General features: G+C 69.0%; 15 protein-coding genes. 5 read left to right on the forward strand and 10 right to left on the reverse strand.

Annotated elements, in window-relative coordinates:
• Positions 1 to 28: 28 nt before the first annotated feature.
• Genes ASD43_RS12040 through ASD43_RS12055 form a run of 4 tightly spaced genes read right to left on the reverse strand, consistent with a single transcriptional unit; the run spans position 29 to position 4033 of the window.
• Positions 29 to 964 carry a 3-oxoacyl-ACP synthase III family protein gene (locus ASD43_RS12040; RefSeq protein ID WP_056417803.1) on the reverse strand — a complete coding sequence of 312 codons (936 nt, stop codon included), beginning with the start codon at positions 962 to 964 and terminating at the stop codon, positions 29 to 31.
• The gene (locus ASD43_RS12045; protein ID WP_056417806.1) at positions 958 to 2250 is read right to left on the reverse strand and encodes a F390 synthetase-related protein; all 1293 of its coding nucleotides are present in this window, start codon (positions 2248 to 2250) and stop codon (positions 958 to 960) included. The genes ASD43_RS12040 and ASD43_RS12045 overlap by 7 nt, the downstream gene beginning before the upstream one ends.
• Positions 2250 to 3047 (reverse strand): MBL fold metallo-hydrolase, encoded by a 798-nt coding sequence (locus tag ASD43_RS12050; RefSeq protein ID WP_056417812.1) that lies wholly within the window; start codon positions 3045 to 3047, stop codon positions 2250 to 2252. The genes ASD43_RS12045 and ASD43_RS12050 overlap by 1 nt, the downstream gene beginning before the upstream one ends.
• Complete coding sequence (locus ASD43_RS12055; protein WP_056417815.1) at positions 3044 to 4033, reverse strand: NAD-dependent epimerase/dehydratase family protein; 990 nt, start codon at positions 4031 to 4033, stop codon at positions 3044 to 3046. Before ASD43_RS12055 ends, ASD43_RS12050 begins: the two co-directional genes overlap by 4 nt.
• A gap of 32 nt (positions 4034 to 4065) precedes the next feature.
• Between ASD43_RS12055 and ASD43_RS12060 the strand changes: the two genes are divergently transcribed.
• On the forward strand, positions 4066 to 5283 hold the full coding sequence (locus ASD43_RS12060) for a glycosyltransferase (protein WP_056417818.1): 1218 nt from the start codon (positions 4066 to 4068) through the stop codon (positions 5281 to 5283).
• A 28-nt stretch (positions 5284 to 5311) separates the two neighbouring features.
• On the opposite strand, the gene ASD43_RS12065 is transcribed toward ASD43_RS12060, so the two are convergent.
• On the reverse strand, positions 5312 to 7414 hold the full coding sequence (locus tag ASD43_RS12065; RefSeq protein WP_082539375.1) for a DNA topoisomerase IV subunit B: 2103 nt from the start codon (positions 7412 to 7414) through the stop codon (positions 5312 to 5314).
• Between the two features lie 180 nt (positions 7415 to 7594).
• Between ASD43_RS12065 and ASD43_RS12070 the strand changes: the two genes are divergently transcribed.
• Positions 7595 to 7810 (forward strand): DUF7455 domain-containing protein, encoded by a 216-nt coding sequence (locus ASD43_RS12070; RefSeq protein WP_045255025.1) that lies wholly within the window; start codon positions 7595 to 7597, stop codon positions 7808 to 7810.
• Positions 7811 to 7880: 70 nt separating this feature from the next.
• On the opposite strand, the gene ASD43_RS12075 is transcribed toward ASD43_RS12070, so the two are convergent.
• Positions 7881 to 8921 carry an alanine racemase gene (locus ASD43_RS12075; protein ID WP_056419587.1) on the reverse strand — a complete coding sequence of 347 codons (1041 nt, stop codon included), beginning with the start codon at positions 8919 to 8921 and terminating at the stop codon, positions 7881 to 7883.
• The gene (locus ASD43_RS12080) at positions 8918 to 9625 is read right to left on the reverse strand and encodes an alanine racemase (RefSeq protein ID WP_235564121.1); all 708 of its coding nucleotides are present in this window, start codon (positions 9623 to 9625) and stop codon (positions 8918 to 8920) included. The genes ASD43_RS12075 and ASD43_RS12080 overlap by 4 nt, the downstream gene beginning before the upstream one ends.
• Positions 9626 to 9704: 79 nt before the next feature.
• Between ASD43_RS12080 and ASD43_RS12085 the strand changes: the two genes are divergently transcribed.
• A complete protein-coding gene (locus tag ASD43_RS12085) occupies positions 9705 to 10721 on the forward strand; it encodes a sugar-transfer associated ATP-grasp domain-containing protein (protein WP_056417823.1) in 1017 nt (338 codons plus the stop codon).
• Between the two features lie 66 nt (positions 10722 to 10787).
• Here ASD43_RS12085 and ASD43_RS12090 read toward each other — a convergent pair whose 3' ends face one another.
• The 3 genes from ASD43_RS12090 to ASD43_RS12100 form a co-directional block, all read right to left on the reverse strand.
• Entirely contained in the window at positions 10788 to 11480 is a 693-nt protein-coding gene (locus ASD43_RS12090; RefSeq protein WP_056417826.1) for a coenzyme F420-0:L-glutamate ligase, read from the reverse strand.
• Entirely contained in the window at positions 11480 to 12712 is a 1233-nt protein-coding gene (locus ASD43_RS12095) for an RNA polymerase sigma factor (protein ID WP_056417829.1), read from the reverse strand. The genes ASD43_RS12090 and ASD43_RS12095 overlap by 1 nt, the downstream gene beginning before the upstream one ends.
• 166 nt (positions 12713 to 12878) lie before the next feature.
• Positions 12879 to 13820, reverse strand: a complete 942-nt coding sequence (locus ASD43_RS12100; RefSeq protein ID WP_056417832.1) for a proteasome assembly chaperone family protein — start codon at positions 13818 to 13820, stop codon at positions 12879 to 12881.
• Between the two features lie 105 nt (positions 13821 to 13925).
• Here ASD43_RS12100 and ASD43_RS12105 point away from each other — a divergent pair, with 105 nt between their 5' ends.
• Together ASD43_RS12105 and lpdA are read left to right on the forward strand one after the other, a co-directional pair.
• Positions 13926 to 15398, forward strand: coding sequence for a leucyl aminopeptidase (locus tag ASD43_RS12105; protein ID WP_056417835.1), 1473 nt, complete (start codon positions 13926 to 13928; stop codon positions 15396 to 15398).
• A gap of 2 nt (positions 15399 to 15400) precedes the next feature.
• Positions 15401 to 16774, forward strand: coding sequence for a dihydrolipoyl dehydrogenase (gene lpdA / locus ASD43_RS12110; protein WP_056417838.1), 1374 nt, complete (start codon positions 15401 to 15403; stop codon positions 16772 to 16774).
• Positions 16775 to 16802: the final 28 nt, after the last annotated feature.

The raw sequence follows: 16802 nt of genomic DNA on the forward strand, positions 1-16802 counted from the left end.
CGCGCGCGGTATGCCCGGTCGCGCCCGGTCAGAGGCGCAGCGCCAGGATGTTGGCGGTGAGTCCGGCGGCCGTGCCGCACAGGATCACCGTGTCACCGGTGCGCACCCGACCGCTCTCGAGCGCGCGGGCGAGCATGAACGGCACCGAGGACGAGACCATGTTGCCGAAGTGCCGCACCTCATCGATGCGTCGCTCGACGGGGATACCGAGGCGGTCGAGCATCGGGCCGAGTGCTGCGGATGCCTGGTGCGGCACCCACAGCGCGACGTCGTCGTAGGACACGCCCGCGCTCTCATGGAACGACTCGAAGAACTCCGGCAGCACACGCATCATCCCCAGCAGTGCACGGCGCCCGTTCATGTCGAAGAGGTAGTCCGCGGGGTCCCGCTCCGCGTAGACCTGCGCCGGGGACCCCGACAGTCCGCCCCTGATCTCCGTGTCGTGCGCGTAGGCGGGCCAGGTGCGCTGTGCGCTCGCGATCACCCCGCGTGCGGGATCCGCGGAACGGCGCAGCACCACAGCCGCGCCGGCATCGCTGAAGAGCTCGAAGCTCTCGCGCTGCTCCGGGTTGAGGAACCGTGTGCCCACGTCGCCAGCGAAGACGAGGATCGTCTCGTGGTCCCCCGCGTCCAGATAGCGCGAGGCGATGTCGAGCGCCGTGATGAAGCTCGTGCAGGTGGAGTTCACATCGAACGCCGCGGCGCGACCGCTCAGAGTCAGCCTCTCCAGCACGAGCGCCGCCGTGCACGGGATGGGCTGGATGCCGGCGGCTGAGGCACCGAGGACGAGATCGATCTGATCGGCGCGGACGCCGGCGTGTGCGAGTGCGCGCTCACACGCCTCCGCGAGCATGTCGAGGTGCGATGTGTCGTCGTCGAGGCGATATCGCGTCTCGCCTCCGAAGCTCACCGTGCGGTCGGGCAGGAATGTCCCCCACCCCGCGATCTCGCAGTTCCTCACCATCTCCGCTCCCCCCATCCCTGCACGACCCGACGCAGCTTCACCGACCCGTCCGGCACGAATCCGATGAACTCGAGGTCCGGACGCTCGCATCCGAGTCGATGCGCGAGCGCCCCCACCTCATCCGCCACGCGGCGCCGAGACCGATCATCGACCGTGTCCAGGGCGATCTGCAGGCGCGACTCGCCGATCTGCGTGATGCGGTACTCGTCGAACCCGTCGGCATACAGCAGCGCACGCGTGATCACGTCCGCGAACACGGGCACCTCGCGGCCGTCGAGGCCGCGGAGGATCAGCGTGTCGCCCTCGCGCCCTTCGATGCGCTCGATCGCCGTCAGGGCGGTGCCGCACGGGCACGGCGACGTGCGCTCGCGCAGCACGTCTCCGAGGCGGTAGCGCACGATCGGCTGCGCACGACGACGCAGATCCGTGACGATCGGGGTGAAGCGCTCGGCATCCAGGTACTCCCGCTCGACCAGGATGTCGTCCTCGTTGAGGTGGATGACCCCGTGCGGGCAGGTGTGCGCGAGGAACCCCTCGGTGCACTGGTACAGCTGATGCAGACGCTCCTGTCCGAGCGATCGCGTGATCCGCTGCGCATCGAAGACCTCGAGCACCTCGGCAACCGCGTAGACCTTCTGCGGGACGACGTCGAACTCCCCGGCATCCGCGGCATGCGCGATCAGCCGGAGCACGGAGGGCGGAGCCACGAGGATGGTCGGGCCGAAGGAGCGCAGGGCCGCGATGTTCTCCGCCATGTCCGCGTACACGTCGAAGTAGCGGAACGACACCGCCGCGGAGCCGACCGACTCGTAGAGCGTGTTGTCGGCGCGCAGGAAGAGCGCGATGCGGTGTCCGAGCAGGGCGCCGCGCGGGAGGGTTCGTGCCAGCACGGCCCCCACCCAGGCGTCGCGCTCGGCCGCACTCACCACGAACAGGCCGCGGTGTCCGCTCGTGCCGCTGGAGAGACCCACGGAGTGGGACCCGAGGTCGAGATCGAACTCCCGCGCGCGCTCGTTCGCGATCGCGAGGGCCAGCGCGTCATCCCTGCCGACACCGACCGTGTTGATGTCGTCGAACCGGCTCATCATGACGCTCTTGTCCATCAGCGGGAGGTCCGCGAAGGACCGCATGGCGAGGAGATCTCCGAAGTACCGGGATCGACGACGCAGGAACCGCAGGTGCGCGCGCAGCAGGCGCCGCTGACGCCGCTCGATCGCCGCTCGGGTGCGCAGCGGACGCAACCACCGCACCGCCGCGAACTCGCGCAGGATCCTCAGTCGCGACATCAGCTCAGCAGCTCCGTGGCTCCGAGCGGGTCGTGGCTGCAGACGACGCGGATGCCGGCAGCGGCGAGGCCGCGCAGCGTGCTCGCCGTGGACGCGTAGCGCTGCGGGTCGTGCTGGATCGCACGCGGGAGCATCCGCAGTCGTCCCGAGGCGTCGAGGAGGTCCGCCCCCCATGCCGCGTCACCGGCGAGCAGGACTCGGCCCTCGATCAGGGCTCCCAGGTGCCCGTCTGCGTGGCCGGGGAGGTCCACGACGAGATACGAGCCGTCGCCGAGAAGATCGTGCCCGCTCAGCACCGTGCCCCGCACCGCGACGTCGACGAACGCGTCGTCGGCGAGAGTGCGGCGCTCCGCCCCGGAGAACCAGTCGGGCAGCAGCCCCGTCAGAACCCCGTCGCGCAGACGCGGTCCGGCGAGCGTCCTCTGGTGTCCCGCGCTCAGCACGAACGTCGCATGCGGAAAGCGGCGGACGCCGCCGATGTGATCGGGATGCAGGTGCGACAGCACGACGTGCGTGACGGATGCCGGATCCACACCGTCGACGCGGAGCTGCACCGCGATGTCGTCCTCGTCGTCCACCTGCGGCGGCAGGAGGCGCCGATAGGCCGCACCGCGCCACCCCGTGCGCCACTCCCCTGTGGCATACCCGGTGTCGAACAGCACTCGCCGTCCGTCCGCAGCGTCGTACAGGAAAACGCCGGAGGGGAACTCCCGGCGTCCCCGAGGCTCCCCGTGGAACATGGCGCCGACATCGTGCACGGTCTTCCCGCACACGTAGTGGCGGAGGCGGCCGGTCATGACTCCCCCGGCATGTGCGCCGCGACCCGGGCGAGCGCCTCGTCGAGGGACACCTCGGGTCGATATCCGAGGTCGGCCTTCGCGCGCGAGACGTCGAGGGTCTGCGAGTAGGCGATGGTGGTGAGGGTGTAGCGGGTGAGCGGAGGTTCCGGACGCCAGGGCAGAGCGGAGCAGACCCGCTCCAGAACACCGGCCAGGGCCCAGGCGAGGGGCCGGGGCAGCGGACGGAACCGCGGCTCCTGTCCGAGGAGGCCGAGCAGGGTCGTGAGAAGGTCGCGGAATCGTCGGGGATCGTCGTTGGAGATGTTGTAGACGCCCCCGGCGGCATCGCCGCGGTGCAGCGCGAGGCGCAGAGCGGCGGCGACGTTCTCGACCGCGGTGAGGTCGATGAGGGTGTCGCCTCCGTCGAAGAGCGGCACCCCGATCCGCCGGTGCACCGCGAGGAGTCTCGGCACGAGGCTCGGATCACCGACTCCGATGAGTCCGCGCGGGCGTACGATGACCAGCTCGGGGATCGTGCCGGCATCCCGCGCCTCGAGCAGCAGGTCCTCCGCGGCGATCTTCGAGCGGATGTAGCCGTTCAGGCGGTTGCTGCGGTCGACATCCCCCTCTCGGATGCCGAGTCGATCGCGCGGCGCCGCATACACGCTCGGCGACGAGACGTGCACGATCCGGCGCACACCGTTGCGACGGGCGAATTCCACGACGTGGCCCGTGCCCTCGATGTTCGTCGACCGGAAGTCCCGCCACTCACCCCACGGCGTCGAGAGGGCGGCGCAGTGGATGACGGCGTCCACCGGAAGGTCCAGGCGCCGCAGCGACGCGAGGTCGCCGGGAACCCGATGCGCCTCGTCGGCCACCCGCGCGAGCGCCGTCAGGTCACGGCCGGCGGCGAAGACCTCGTAGCCGTGCCTGTGCAGATCGGGCACGACGTGCCCGCCGAGGAACCCGCTCGCCCCCGTCACCAGCACACGGGCTCCGGACATGCCCCTCACCCTAGCCGCCCTATTGTGGTCGTGTGCGCATAGCCATGGTCACCGACTACTACCTGCCGACGCTGGGCGGTGTGCAGACGGTCATCAAGGCACACCGCGAGGCGCTGGAGCAGGCGGGGCACGAGGTGTTCGTGTTCGCACCGCTGGCCGCGGAGAGTGACGACCCGCACGTGGTGCGGCTGCCGACCGCCCGGGGCTTCGCCCCCGACGGCTACCCGTTCACCTGGCCCCCGCGGGCCGCGGCGGAGTCCTTGCGCCGCGAGCTCCGCGCCCGCGGGATCGACCTGGTTCATGTGCACACCGAGATGTTCGCCGCACTGGCCGGGTTCGACGCGGCCAGGGCGCTGGGCGTGCCCGTGGTGCAGACCATGCACGGGCGCATCGACGTCTACACGCGATCGGTGCTCCCCCTCCCCTCGGTCACGACGATGCTGCTCGCCGCGATGCACCGGCACCGGATGAGCCACGCACAGGCACGCCTCGACTCGACGGCCCCGTACGCGGCGACTCGGATGGCGCGCCGCATGTGGCGGCTGATGGTGAGTCAGGCGAACCACGCCGACCAGGTCATCGTGCCCTCCGCCCACTTCGCCGCGAAGCTCGTCGCGCAGGGGGTGCGCACTCCCCTCACCGTCCTGTCGAACGGACTCGAGGCGAGTGTGCTCGATGCGGTCGGCTGGCCGACACCTCGCGAGTTGCGCGACGGCGAGGATCTCCGGGTCGTGTGGTGCGGGCGGTTGTCTCCGGAGAAGCGCCCGTCCGTCTTCGTCGACGCGGTGCGTCGGCTTCCGGGGATCAGCGCCGAGATGCTCGGTGACGGCGTCGCGCGTCGTGCCGTGTCGTCTGCCGCCGCCGACCTGCCGGACGGGCGGCTCATCGTGCACGGCGCGGTGCCCCAGTCGCAGGTGCTCGATGCCATGCGCCGTGCGCACGTGCTGGTCTCGACGTCTCTCGACTTCGACAACCAGCCGATGGTCATCCTCGAGGGCCTCGCCTCCGGGCTGCCGGTGGTCGTCACCGACCCCGATCTGGCCGAGATGCTGCCCGACGGCGGAGGACTGGTGACCCCCACGCCGGATGCCGACGGACTCGCGCGTGCGCTCCGCAGCCTGCAGGATGCCCCGGGCCGCGTCGCCGCGATGAGCGCCGCAGCCCTCGCGCACCGCACTCGCGTCGCCCAGGACACCCACCGCGACGCGCTGCTCGCGGTGTACAGGGCGGCGATGACGGCCGCACGCTGAGGTCAGGCGTCGAGGTCAGGCACTGACGTCAGGCGTCGATGTACTCGCGCGACAGCCGGTCCGACGAGTCGATGATGAACTCCCGGCGCGGAGCCACCTCGTTGCCCATCAGCAGCTCGAACACCCGACCCGCGGCTTCGGCATCCTCCATGCGCACCCGGCGCAGCAGGCGTCCGCCGCGATCCATGGTCGTGTTGGCGAGCTGCTCGGCATCCATCTCTCCGAGGCCCTTGTACCGCTGCAGCGGCTCGTGCCAGCGCTTACCCGCCTTGCGCAGCTTGGCCAGCAGCGCATGCATCTCCTGCTCGCTGTAGGTGTAGATCGTCTCGTTGGGCTTGGACCCCGGGTTGATCACGATCACGCGGTGCAGGGGCGGCACGGCCGCGAAGACCCGGCCGTGCTCGATCAGCGGGCGCATGTAGCGGTAGAACAGTGTCAGCAGCAGCGTGCGGATGTGGGCGCCGTCGACATCAGCGTCGCTCATCAGGATGACCTTGCCGTAGCGGGCGGCGTCGATGTCGAAGCTGCGTCCGGAGCCCGCACCGATCACCTGGATGATCGACGCGCACTCGGTGTTGGAGAGCATGTCGCCGACGGAGGCCTTCTGCACGTTGAGGATCTTGCCGCGGATCGGCAGAAGGGCCTGGAACTCGCTGTTGCGAGCGTTCTTGGCCGTGCCGAGCGCCGAGTCGCCCTCGACGATGAAGAGCTCGCTGCGCTCGACCTCGTTCGTGCGGCAGTCCACGAGCTTCGTGGGCAACGTCGACGACTCCAGTGCGTTCTTGCGTCGCTGCGTCTCTTTGTGTGCGCGCGCCGAGACGCGCGCCTTCATCTCGGCGACGACCTTGTCGAGCAGCTGAGTGGCCTGGCTCTTGTCGTCGCGTCTGGTGGAGCTGAAGCGGGCCGCGAGATCCTTGCGGATCACCTGGGCCACGATCTGGCGCACGGCCGGTGTGCCGAGGATCTCCTTGGTCTGCCCCTCGAACTGAGGCTCGGGGACGTTCACCGTGAGCACCGCGGTGAGGCCTGCGAGAACGTCGTCCTTCTCGAGCTTGTCGTTGGCGCCGACCTTCAGCCGTCGTGCGTTCTGATCGACCTGCGAACGCAGCACCTTGAGCAGCTCCTGCTCGAAGCCCTGCTGATGGGTGCCGCCCTTGGGCGTGGAGATGATGTTGACGAACGACCGCGTGGTCGTGTCGTAGCCCGTGCCCCAGCGCATGGCGATGTCGACGGCGCAGACACGTTCGACCTCGGTCGCGATCATGTGGCCGTCGGCCTGCAGGACCGGGACGGTCTCCTTGAAGGTGCCCTCGCCCTGGATGCGCCAGGTGTCGGTGACGGGAGCGTCGTTCGCGAGGTACTCGACGAACTCCGAGATACCGCCGTCATAGCGGTAAGAGGTCTCGATCGGCTGACCTTCGACCTCGGAGCCGTTCGCCGCACGCTCGTCGCGGATGACGAGTTCGAGACCGGGGACGAGGAAGGCCGTCTGCCGCGCGCGCGTCACCAGCTCGTTGAGTTGGAACGCGGCATCCTTCGTGAAGATCTGATGGTCGGCCCAGTAGCGGATCCGAGTTCCGGTCGCTCCCCGCGGTGCCTTGCCGATGACCCGCAGCTCGCTCTTGTCGCGGAACGGCGTGAACACGGCATCCGGTCGCTTCTCGCCGCTGTCGGCGAAGAGTCCGGGCTCACCGCGGTGGAACGACATCGCGTAGGTCTTGCCGCCGCGGTCCACCTCGACGTCGAGACGCTCCGACAGGGCATTCACCACCGAGGCGCCGACACCGTGCAGACCGCCCGACGCGGCGTACGAGCCGCCGCCGAACTTGCCACCGGCATGCAGTTTCGTGAACACGACCTCGACGCCGGTGAGTCCGGTGCGCGGTTCGACGTCGACGGGGATGCCGCGACCGCGGTCATGGACCTCGACGCTTCCGTCTTCATGCAGGATGATGTCGATCTTCGATCCGTTGCCGGCGACGGCCTCGTCGACGGCGTTGTCGATGACCTCCCAGAGGCAGTGCATCAGGCCGGGCGATCCGTTCGAGCCGATGTACATACCGGGGCGCTTGCGGACGGCCTCAAGCCCTTCGAGCACCTGGAGATGATGGGCGGAATACTCGGCGGTCACAATGTCCGAGTCTATTCTCCGCACGGCCTCCGACGCCCACGACACTCCCCGCGGACGGGTGAGAGAGGTGCGCAGCGTACGCGCTGAGCGAAACACGCCGCAAACCGGGCATGCCCACAGTGACGGCGTGGTTGTATTGAACACGCCCAGCCGGGACCCGACACTCAAGGAGGCACCGAGATGAACGCAACAACGACCGAACGTGAGACCTCCACCGTCGAGTTCCGCCTGACCGCCATGGATCGCTGTGATTCCTGTGGAGCTCAGGCGTACATCGCCGCCGAGGTCAACGGCTCCGAGCTCCTCTTCTGCGCCCACCACGGCCGCAAGTACGAAGAGAAGCTTCGCAGCGTCGCGACGAGCTGGCACGATGAGACCGCTCGTCTGATCGACTGATCTCGGATCGATCAGCCTCGGGACCCGTCTTCTGACGGGTCCCGCTCTCGTTAAGGCATCACCACGCGGCTCACGGCGTGACCACGCGGCGCACCCGGGACGTCAGCCGGGTGAGGATCTCCTCGCCGACCGTGTCGATGCGTTCCGCGAGCGTGGTGGCGCTGTCTTCGCCGTGCGTCCCGGGGCCGAACACCCACACCCGATCGCCCACGGCGGCGCCCGGCCACCCTGCGACCACCGATGTGGTCGCATCGATGCGTCGCAGTTCGCGCGGGCCCTGCGGCGTCCCGACGCGGCAGCCCGCCAAAGACGAAGGGATGCCGTCGAAGGCACCGACCCCGATCACCGCGTCGCCCTCCACGATCTCGACGACATCCGCACCGAGGCGCGCGATCGGCTCGATCCCCTCGAGCTCCGGACCGTCCGCCGACCGGACCCCGTAGCAGAACGCGCCGATCCGCGACACCGATCCGCGCAGCTCCGGTCGCCACCAGGAGGCGGCCGACGCCGTCAGGTGCAGTGCCTCGGGCGTCCCCCCGGTCCGTTCGGCGATATCTACGGCCTCGAGGAAGAGTCGCTGCGCCTCGTCGTCCTCCGCGTCGCTCGCTTCGGCCAGGTGACTCCAGATGCCGACGAGCTCGATCTCCCCCGCGGTCTCGGCAGCGCGGACCTCGACGAGCACGCCCTCCCACTCCGACGGCAGCAGACCGTTGCGGTGCAGGCCGGTGTCGATCTTGAGATGCACCCGCGCCCGCAGCCCGAGGTGATGCGCGCGCGCGATGATCCGCCGCAGATACTCCGCACTTCCCACACCGAGGTCGATCCGCGCACGCAGCGCCTCGTCGATCTCGGCATCCGTCGACGTGACCCACGCGAGGATCCGTCCGGTGTCTCCGAGCGCCCGACGGGCCTCGATCCCGCTGGCGACGTCGTACGAGCCGTACCACTCGACCCCGGCATCTCGGGCGGCCTCGACCGCCCAGCCGAGTCCGTGACCGTAGGCGTCGTCCTTGAGCACGACCATGAGCGCCGAGGGCGCGATGCGCTCCTGCACCGCCCGGATGTTGGCGGCGAATCGCGCGGTGCTGATCTCGAGGACCGGCCGGCTCATGCCTCCCACCCCCGCTCGGCGTGGGCTCCGGCGACCGTGATCAGCTCCGCGACGGAGAGCCCCGTCACCGCACTCCATCGGGCGAGTGCGGGAGCGGACGGCCCGCGCCCGCCGAAGTAGGTGACCTCGACGCCGGGCTCCGTCTCCCCCGCGTCCTGCAGGTCGATCACGCAGACGTCCATCGCGACACGGCCGATTATCGGCCGCTCGGTGCCCGCGATCTCGACGTGGGCGGCGTTGCCGAGACTGCGCACGATCCCCTGGGCGTATCCCCCGGTGACGAGTGCGACGGTCGTGTCCCGCGCGGCCCGGTGGGTGTAGCCGTATGAGACGGCATCACCGGGTTCGAGCGGCTTCGTCGAGAGGACGGATCCGGTCAGGCGCATCACCGGGGCCGTGCGAAGGTCCCCCTCGGCATCGGGCAGACCGTACAGGAGGAAGGGATCGATGTCGGCCTCCCCGTGGATGACGGCGTCGATGCCCTCCAGGCGCAGCGCCTCGACCTCCTCGGCGTAGTCCACGCGCACGGCGGAGGCTCCGGCGGCGGTGACCGCGTGCGCGACGGCGAGGACACCGTGCCCCCAGGCATCTCGGCGCAGATCCGCGACGCGGCCTCCGGCGGCGACGGCCTCGGCCGCGGCGGAGGCCAATGCCGCCCGCGAGATCATCGCGCGCGGACGGGAGCTGGAGGTCTTCTCACACACACTTCCACCCTAACTCCGGCCTCCCAGAATGGCAGTCGTGCCCGCCGTAGACTGGATGCGACCCCGACCTTGGAGACCCATGTCACGTTTTTCCCTCGCGCCCCGCCTCCGTTACCTGGCGGACCGCGCCCGCCGCATCGACGTCGCGTCGGTGATCGAGAGGGCCAAGGAGGCCTCGGAACAGCACGGCAAGGCCGTGCCCGTCGTCGTGGTCGACATGCTGTGGTCCGCCGGTCGTCACAACGTCGGCTTCCAGGACTACATCGACTACGACTTCGCGATCCTCACCAAGGCGGAGCGCGACACGTTCATGACCCACCCGGTCTCGAATCAGATCTCCCAGCAGTACGACCACCCGGACTACCGCCACCTCTTCCATGACAAGGCAGAGTTCGACGCCCGCTTCGACGCCTTCCTCAAGCGCGAGTGGATGCTGATCACCGAAGGGAACGCCGACGAGCTGCGCGCCTTCACCGAGCGACAGGGCACGATCGTCGTCAAGGAGACCCACGGACAGGCCGGCACCGGCGTGCACCGCTACCACGCCGCCGACGTCGCCGACTGGACGGCGTTCCACGCGCAGCTGCTCGCGAAGAAGCAGGTGCTCGTCGAAGAGGTCATCCGCCAGCACGAGGACCTCGCTGCCGTCTGCCCGGGAACGGTGAACACCACGCGCATCACCGCGTTCTTCGACGGCGAGAAGACGCACATCCTCGCGATCGCCCAGAAGTTCGGCCGGGGCGCGGTGAGCGACCAGATGAGCTTCGGCGGCTTCTACACGATGCTCGACGAGAACGGGCACTCGAGGGGACCCGGCTACGACTCGCACGGCCACGTGCACGTCACGCACCCGGACTCGGGCTTTCCCATCGCCGACTTCCAGCTGCCGATGATGGACGAGGTCCGGGACTTCGTCGATCAGGTCGCCAGAGTCGTGCCGCAGATCCAGTACGTCGGCTGGGACATCGTCGTCACCCCCGACGGCCCCGTGCTCGTCGAGGGCAACTGGGGAGCGGGTGTGTACGAGAACAAGCCCAGCGTCACCGGCATCCGCACCGGACACAAGCCGCGCTACCAGGCTGCCATCGGTTTCTGACCGCGACGCGAGAAGGCCCGGATGCCGAGCATCCGGGCCTTCTCGCATGTATCGCGGCTGTGGTGCTCAGACCTCGCGGACGATCCCCATCGGGGTGGACTGGGTCGCCTGGCCGAGCGGGTTGTCGCCGAGGATCTGCACGAGACGGCGCTCTCCGGCCTTGTCGAGAGTCGAACCGAGGATGTTGCCGCCGATGTCGTTGATGTCGACCACGGCCACGTCGACCGCGCCACCGACCAGCTTCTGCACCCGCAGAGCGACGTCACGCGGGTTCTTGGGTCCGAGCACGACCGCCTCGTTGTACGGCGGGATCGTGTTCTTGGTGGGTCCGTCGATCGCACGGGCCTTGTCACCGGCGATCCGGTAGAAGTCACCGCTGCGCCCGATCGCCTTCGAGAGCACCGAGACGCCGGCCGCGAACAGGATCCGCAGCGTGCCGCACTCGCGCAACGCCATCTCCATGGTCTCGGGCATGCCGAGACCGATGCCGTACGACGTGCGCACCACATGCCGGGAGAGGAACCGTGCGAGCGGACGCGGCGTGATCTCATCGAGACGGTACGAGCGTCCCTGCGTGATCGCGACGATCTTCTCGGTCACGAACAGCAGGTCGCCCGGCTGCACCGCATCCTTCGCGTACTCCGCGATGACGGAGTCCAGGTCGTCGTTCGGCATGACGACCCTGGTGCGCAGCGGGATTCGCGCGTAGGTCTTGCCCTCGACGCGGGTCTCGAGCGCTTTGCCCTCGTTCGCCTGCATCACTCGAGGTAGTCCCGCAGCGACTGCGAGCGGCTCGGGTGGCGGAGCTTCGCCATCGTCTTCGACTCGATCTGTCGGATGCGCTCACGCGTCACGCCGAACGTGTCACCGATCTGGTCGAGCGTCTTGGGCTGTCCGTCACCGAGGCCGAAGCGCATCCGGATGACACCGGCCTCGCGCTCCGACAGCGAATCGAGCAGCTGCTCGAGCTGGCGCTGCAGCATCGTGAATCCGACCGCGTCGGCGGGGACGACGGCCTCGGTGTCCTCGATGAGGTCACCGAACTCGCTGTCACCGTCTTCACCGAGGGGCGTGTGCAGGGAGATCGGCTCGCGACCGTACTTCTGCACCTCGACGACCTTCTCCGGCGTCATGTCCAGCTCGCGGCTGAGCTCTTCCGGAGTGGGCTCGCGGCCCAGGTCCTGCAGCATCTGGCGCTGCACGCGGGCCAGCTTGTTGATGACCTCGACCATGTGCACCGGGATGCGGATCGTGCGGGCCTGGTCGGCCATGGCACGGGTGATCGCCTGACGGATCCACCAGGTGGCGTAGGTCGAGAACTTGAAGCCCTTGGTGTAGTCGAACTTCTCGACCGCGCGGATGAGACCGAGGTTGCCCTCCTGGATCAGATCCAGGAACTGCATGCCGCGGCCGGTGTAGCGCTTGGCGAGCGAGACGACGAGACGCAGGTTGGCGCCGAGCAGGTGGCTCTTGGCACGCTGGCCGTCGCGGGCCACCCACTGCAGGTCGAGTCCCAGCTGACCGGCCTTCTCGGCGGCGGTCATCGTCGACAGCTTCTCCTCCGCGAAGAGACCGGCTTCGATCCGCATCGCGAGCTCGACCTCTTCGGCCGCGTTCAGCAGCGCGACCTTTCCGATCTGCTTCAGGTAGTCCTTGACGGGGTCGGCGGTCGCGCCGGTGATCTGCGTCGAGTAGACCGGCACGTCCTCGTCGTCGTTGGACGAGATGACGATCGCGCCGGTGGGAAGGGGTTCGGTGAACGCGGGCTTCGCGTCCTCGTCATCTTCCTCGGGCTCTGCGGCGGCGGGAGCCTCGTCGTCTTCGACGATGTCATCCGCCTTCTTCTTCTTCGCGGGCGCGCGCTTGGCGGCCGCCCGCTGCGCGGCGGTCTTCGGGACGGGCTTCTCGACCGTCTCCTCGACCGGAGCGTCGACCTCGGGAGCGTCGGCGGTCTTCTTCGTCCGGGTCTTCTTCGTCGTGGCAGGAGTCACGTTTCGCCTTTCACGGGGCCGCTCGCAGGCCCCGGAGCATTTCGGACACTAGTAAGACCCTTGTCAAGTCGGATCTCCGAAAAGATCGATTGACAACGGGTCAGAGTCCTAGTATCGCACACGTGCGGGCATGCCGGCGCATTCGGCCGAAGTTTCGACCGGGAGCTCAGCCCCGGCCGGGCTTGTCCTCGTCGCCGGTCGGCCGCGAAGCAAGATATCGCTCGAGTTCGGCGGCCAGCTCGTCCGCACTGGGGAGGTCGCGCTCGTTGAACCCGCCCTCATCGTACGAGCCGTCCTCGGGGTCGCGACCGGCCATGTAGGCGTCGTAGCGACGCTCGAGTCCATGCACCATCTGCTGCAGTTCGTCGTTTCCGAGCACCTGCTCGTCGATGCGCGCGAGGTAGTCCTCACGACGGTCCTGGACCACGTCGAGGATGAGCACGAGCCCTGTTGCGGCCATCAGCTTCTCCGCCGCCGCGATGACGGCGTCGGGGTTCTCGGTCTCGGCGAGGTAGTGCGGGACCAGGAGCACGAAGCCCACGACCCGCTCACCGTGCTCGGCGAAGCGGAACTCGAGCAGATGACCCGCCGTCGCCGGCACCTGGGTGCGGGGACGCCACACGGAATGGGCCACCGTGAGCTCACGGCGGTTGCCGCTCACCGTGGTGCCGATCGGGCGCGTGTGCGGCACGGGCATGGCGATCGAATGCACCCAGTTGAGCCCGGACACCTCGAACTCGTCGGCCAGCTCCACCACCGTGCGTGCGAACTCGTTCCAGGCGAAGTCGGGCTCGTAGCCCGCCAGCAGCAGGAACTTCTGGCCGAGCGCATCGGTCGCGAGGGACAGTTCGAGCCGAGCGGGGCGGAACTCGGTGAGGTGATCCTGATCGAACGAGATCACCGGGCGACGCGCCCGGTAGTCCAGCAGCACGTCGTTGTCGAAGACGGCGATCGGCTGTGGAGAGGTCGTCTCGCGGAGGTGCTCGATGAGCCCGGAGACCGCGTTGCCCGCGTCGGTGAAACCCGTCAGGAGCAGCACAAGGGGCAGCCCGCGCGGCACTGCCGGCGCGTTCGCGACACGTTCATGGATCTCTCCGGAGAAGGGCATGTGTCCATGCTACGAGCCGCATCGCGGCGACGGGTGACGACCGTCATGCTGAGAGCGAACAGGCCGCCCGCCGTCCCCACGTCCGACCATCCCTAGGATGGAGGTATGACGCTTCCCGCGCTCTCGCGCACCTCAGATCAGTTCCCCGGAAGCGCTGCAGACGCCGCAGTGCTCGTCATCTCCGACATCTCGGACTCGACGGATTCGCTGTCCGCCCACCCCGGGCTGGCCGAATCGCTCGAGGGGATCGGCTTCACCGGATCGCCGTCCGCATTCACCCGTGTGTACGCGCCCGAGGTCACCACCCTCCCGTTCGCCGTCGTCGGTGCGGGACGCGCCCCCGACGCCGCCGCCGTCCGCGACGCCGTCGGAACAGCGCTGCGCTCCCTGACCGGCTTCGCCACCGTCGCCCTCGCCCTCTCCCCCGAGCTCGAGGCGTTCGCCGATGCGGCCGCCGAGGGCGCCGTGCTCGGCGGCTACCGGTTCGACGACTACCGCCGCGAGCAGGGCAAGACCCGTGCATCCGCCGTCGTCCTGCATGCCGAACTCGACGACGCCGCTCTGAACAGGGCGGTCGCCGTGGGTGAGGCCGTCGCGCTCATCAAGGACCTGGTCTCGACGCCTGCGGAGTGGCAGAGCCCCGCACAGCTGGCGCAGAGCGCCGCCGACAGCGTCGCGGACCTCGACGTGTCCGTGACGATCTACGACGAGGAGCGGCTCGCCGCAGAGGGCTTCGGAGGGATCCTCGGCGTCGCCCAGGGGTCCGACCGGCCCCCGCGCCTGGTCAGACTCGACTACGCGCCCGAGAACGCCACGCGCCACATCGCGCTCGTCGGCAAGGGCATCACGTTCGACACCGGAGGCCTGTCGCTCAAGCCCGCGGCGTCGATGGTCGGCATGAAGTTCGACATGGCGGGCGCCGCGACCAGCGCCGCTGCCCTGCGCGCCATCGCCGCTCTGGCACTCCCCGTGCGGGTGACCGCCTGGCTGTGCATCACCGACAACATGCCGTCAGGGCGCGCGCTGCGCCCCGGCGACGTCATCCGCCTCCTCGACGGCACGACCGTCGAGGTCCCCAACACGGATGCCGAGGGACGCCTGGTGCTCGCCGACGGCCTGGTCGCTGCGAGCCGCGAGAATCCCGATCTCATCATCGACGTCGCGACCCTGACCGGCGCGATCCTGATGGCCCTCGGTCACCGCCACACCGGCGTGTTCGGAGACGACGACGCGGTCGCCGAGTTCCTGTCCGCGGCGGAGAAGGCCGACGAGCTCGCCTGGCACATGCCGCTGCCGGCCTACATGGAGGAGATGCTCGACTCCCCCATCGCCGACATGCAGAACGCCAACATGGGCGACCGCATGGGCGGCGCCTCGTACGCGGGACTGTTCCTGCGCCGCTTCATCGGCCGGGTCTCCGACGAGAAGGATGCGCCGCGGATCCCGTGGGTGCATCTCGACATCGCGGGATCCGGAGAGCACAACGGTGCGCCGTACGGCTTCACCGGCAAGGGCCCGACCGGGGCGATGGTCCGATCGATCATCGCGTTCGCCGAAGCATCCCACAAGGAGGCATGACCATGACCACGCACACCTTCGACATCGTCGTCCTGGGCGGGGGAAGCGGCGGCTACGCCGCGGCTCTGCGCGCGAGCGAGCTGGGCAAGTCCGTCGCCCTCATCGAGAAGGACAAGGTGGGCGGCACGTGCCTGCATCGCGGCTGCATCCCCACCAAGGCACTGCTGCACGCGGCGGAGGTGGCTGAGCACGTGCGGGATGCTGCCCATGTGGGAATCTCCGCGACTCTCGACGGGATCGACCCCGCGGGCGTGCGCGCCTACCGCGAAGGGATCGTCGCGAAGAAGTACAAGGGGCTCGAGGGCCTCGTGAAGGCACGGGGCATCACCACGGTCGCCGGTGCCGGACGCGTCAACGCGGACCGGTCTGTCAGCGTCGGCGACGACGTGTACGTCGGCACCGATGTCATCCTCGCGACCGGCTCGTACAGCCGCACCCTGCCCGGTCTCGAGATCGGCGGACGCATCCTGACGAGTGAGCAGGCGCTCTCCCTCGACGTCATCCCCGAGCGCGTCCTCGTGCTCGGCGGCGGTGTCATCGGCGTCGAGTTCGCCAGCGTCTGGCGCTCATTCGGCACCGAGGTCACGATCATCGAGGCCCTCCCGCATCTCGTCCCCAATGAGGACATCGCGATGAGCAAGGGCCTGGAGCGGGCGTTCCGACGCCGCGGCATCCAATACTCGCTCGGCGTGCGGTACCAGAGCGCCGTGCAGGACGACACGTCGGTCACCGTCACGCTCGAAGACGGCAAGACCTTCACCGCGGACTACCTGCTCGTCGCCGTCGGACGCGGTCCGGTCACCGCCGATCTCGGATTCGAGGAGGCGGGGGTCTCCCTCGACCGCGGGTTCGTGACCGTCGATCAGGATCTGCGTACGGGCGTCCCCGGCGTGTGGGCCGTCGGCGACATCACGCCGGGCCTCCAGCTCGCTCACCGAGGTTTCCAGCAGGGAATCGCGGTCGCGGAGCGGATCGCCGGGCTCTCCCCCGTCAACGTCCCCGACGTGCAGATCCCGAAGGTGACCTACTCCAGCCCTGAGGTCGCCTCCGTCGGGATCACCGAGGATGCGGCCGTCGCCGCGCACGGAGCGGACGCGGTGATCGCCTACGAGTACAACCTCGCAGGAAACGGCAAGAGCGAGATCATCGGGACCGGCGGTCTCGTCAAGGTCGTCCGCCTCAAGGACGGACCCGTCGTGGGCGTCCACCTGCTCGGCGATCGCGTGGGCGAACTCATCACCGAGGGCCAGCTGGCCGTCGCGTGGGAGGCTCACCCCGAGGACATCGCCCCCCTGATCCATGCGCACCCCACCCAGAGCGAGGCACTCGGCGAAGCCTTCCTCGCTCTCGCGGGAAAGCCGCTGCACGCCCTCTGAACACCAACCGGTGAACAGTTCACTAAGC

Origin of the sequence: Microbacterium sp. Root553 (assembly GCF_001426995.1) — a bacterium.
In the GTDB taxonomy this organism is placed as follows: domain Bacteria; phylum Actinomycetota; class Actinomycetes; order Actinomycetales; family Microbacteriaceae; genus Microbacterium.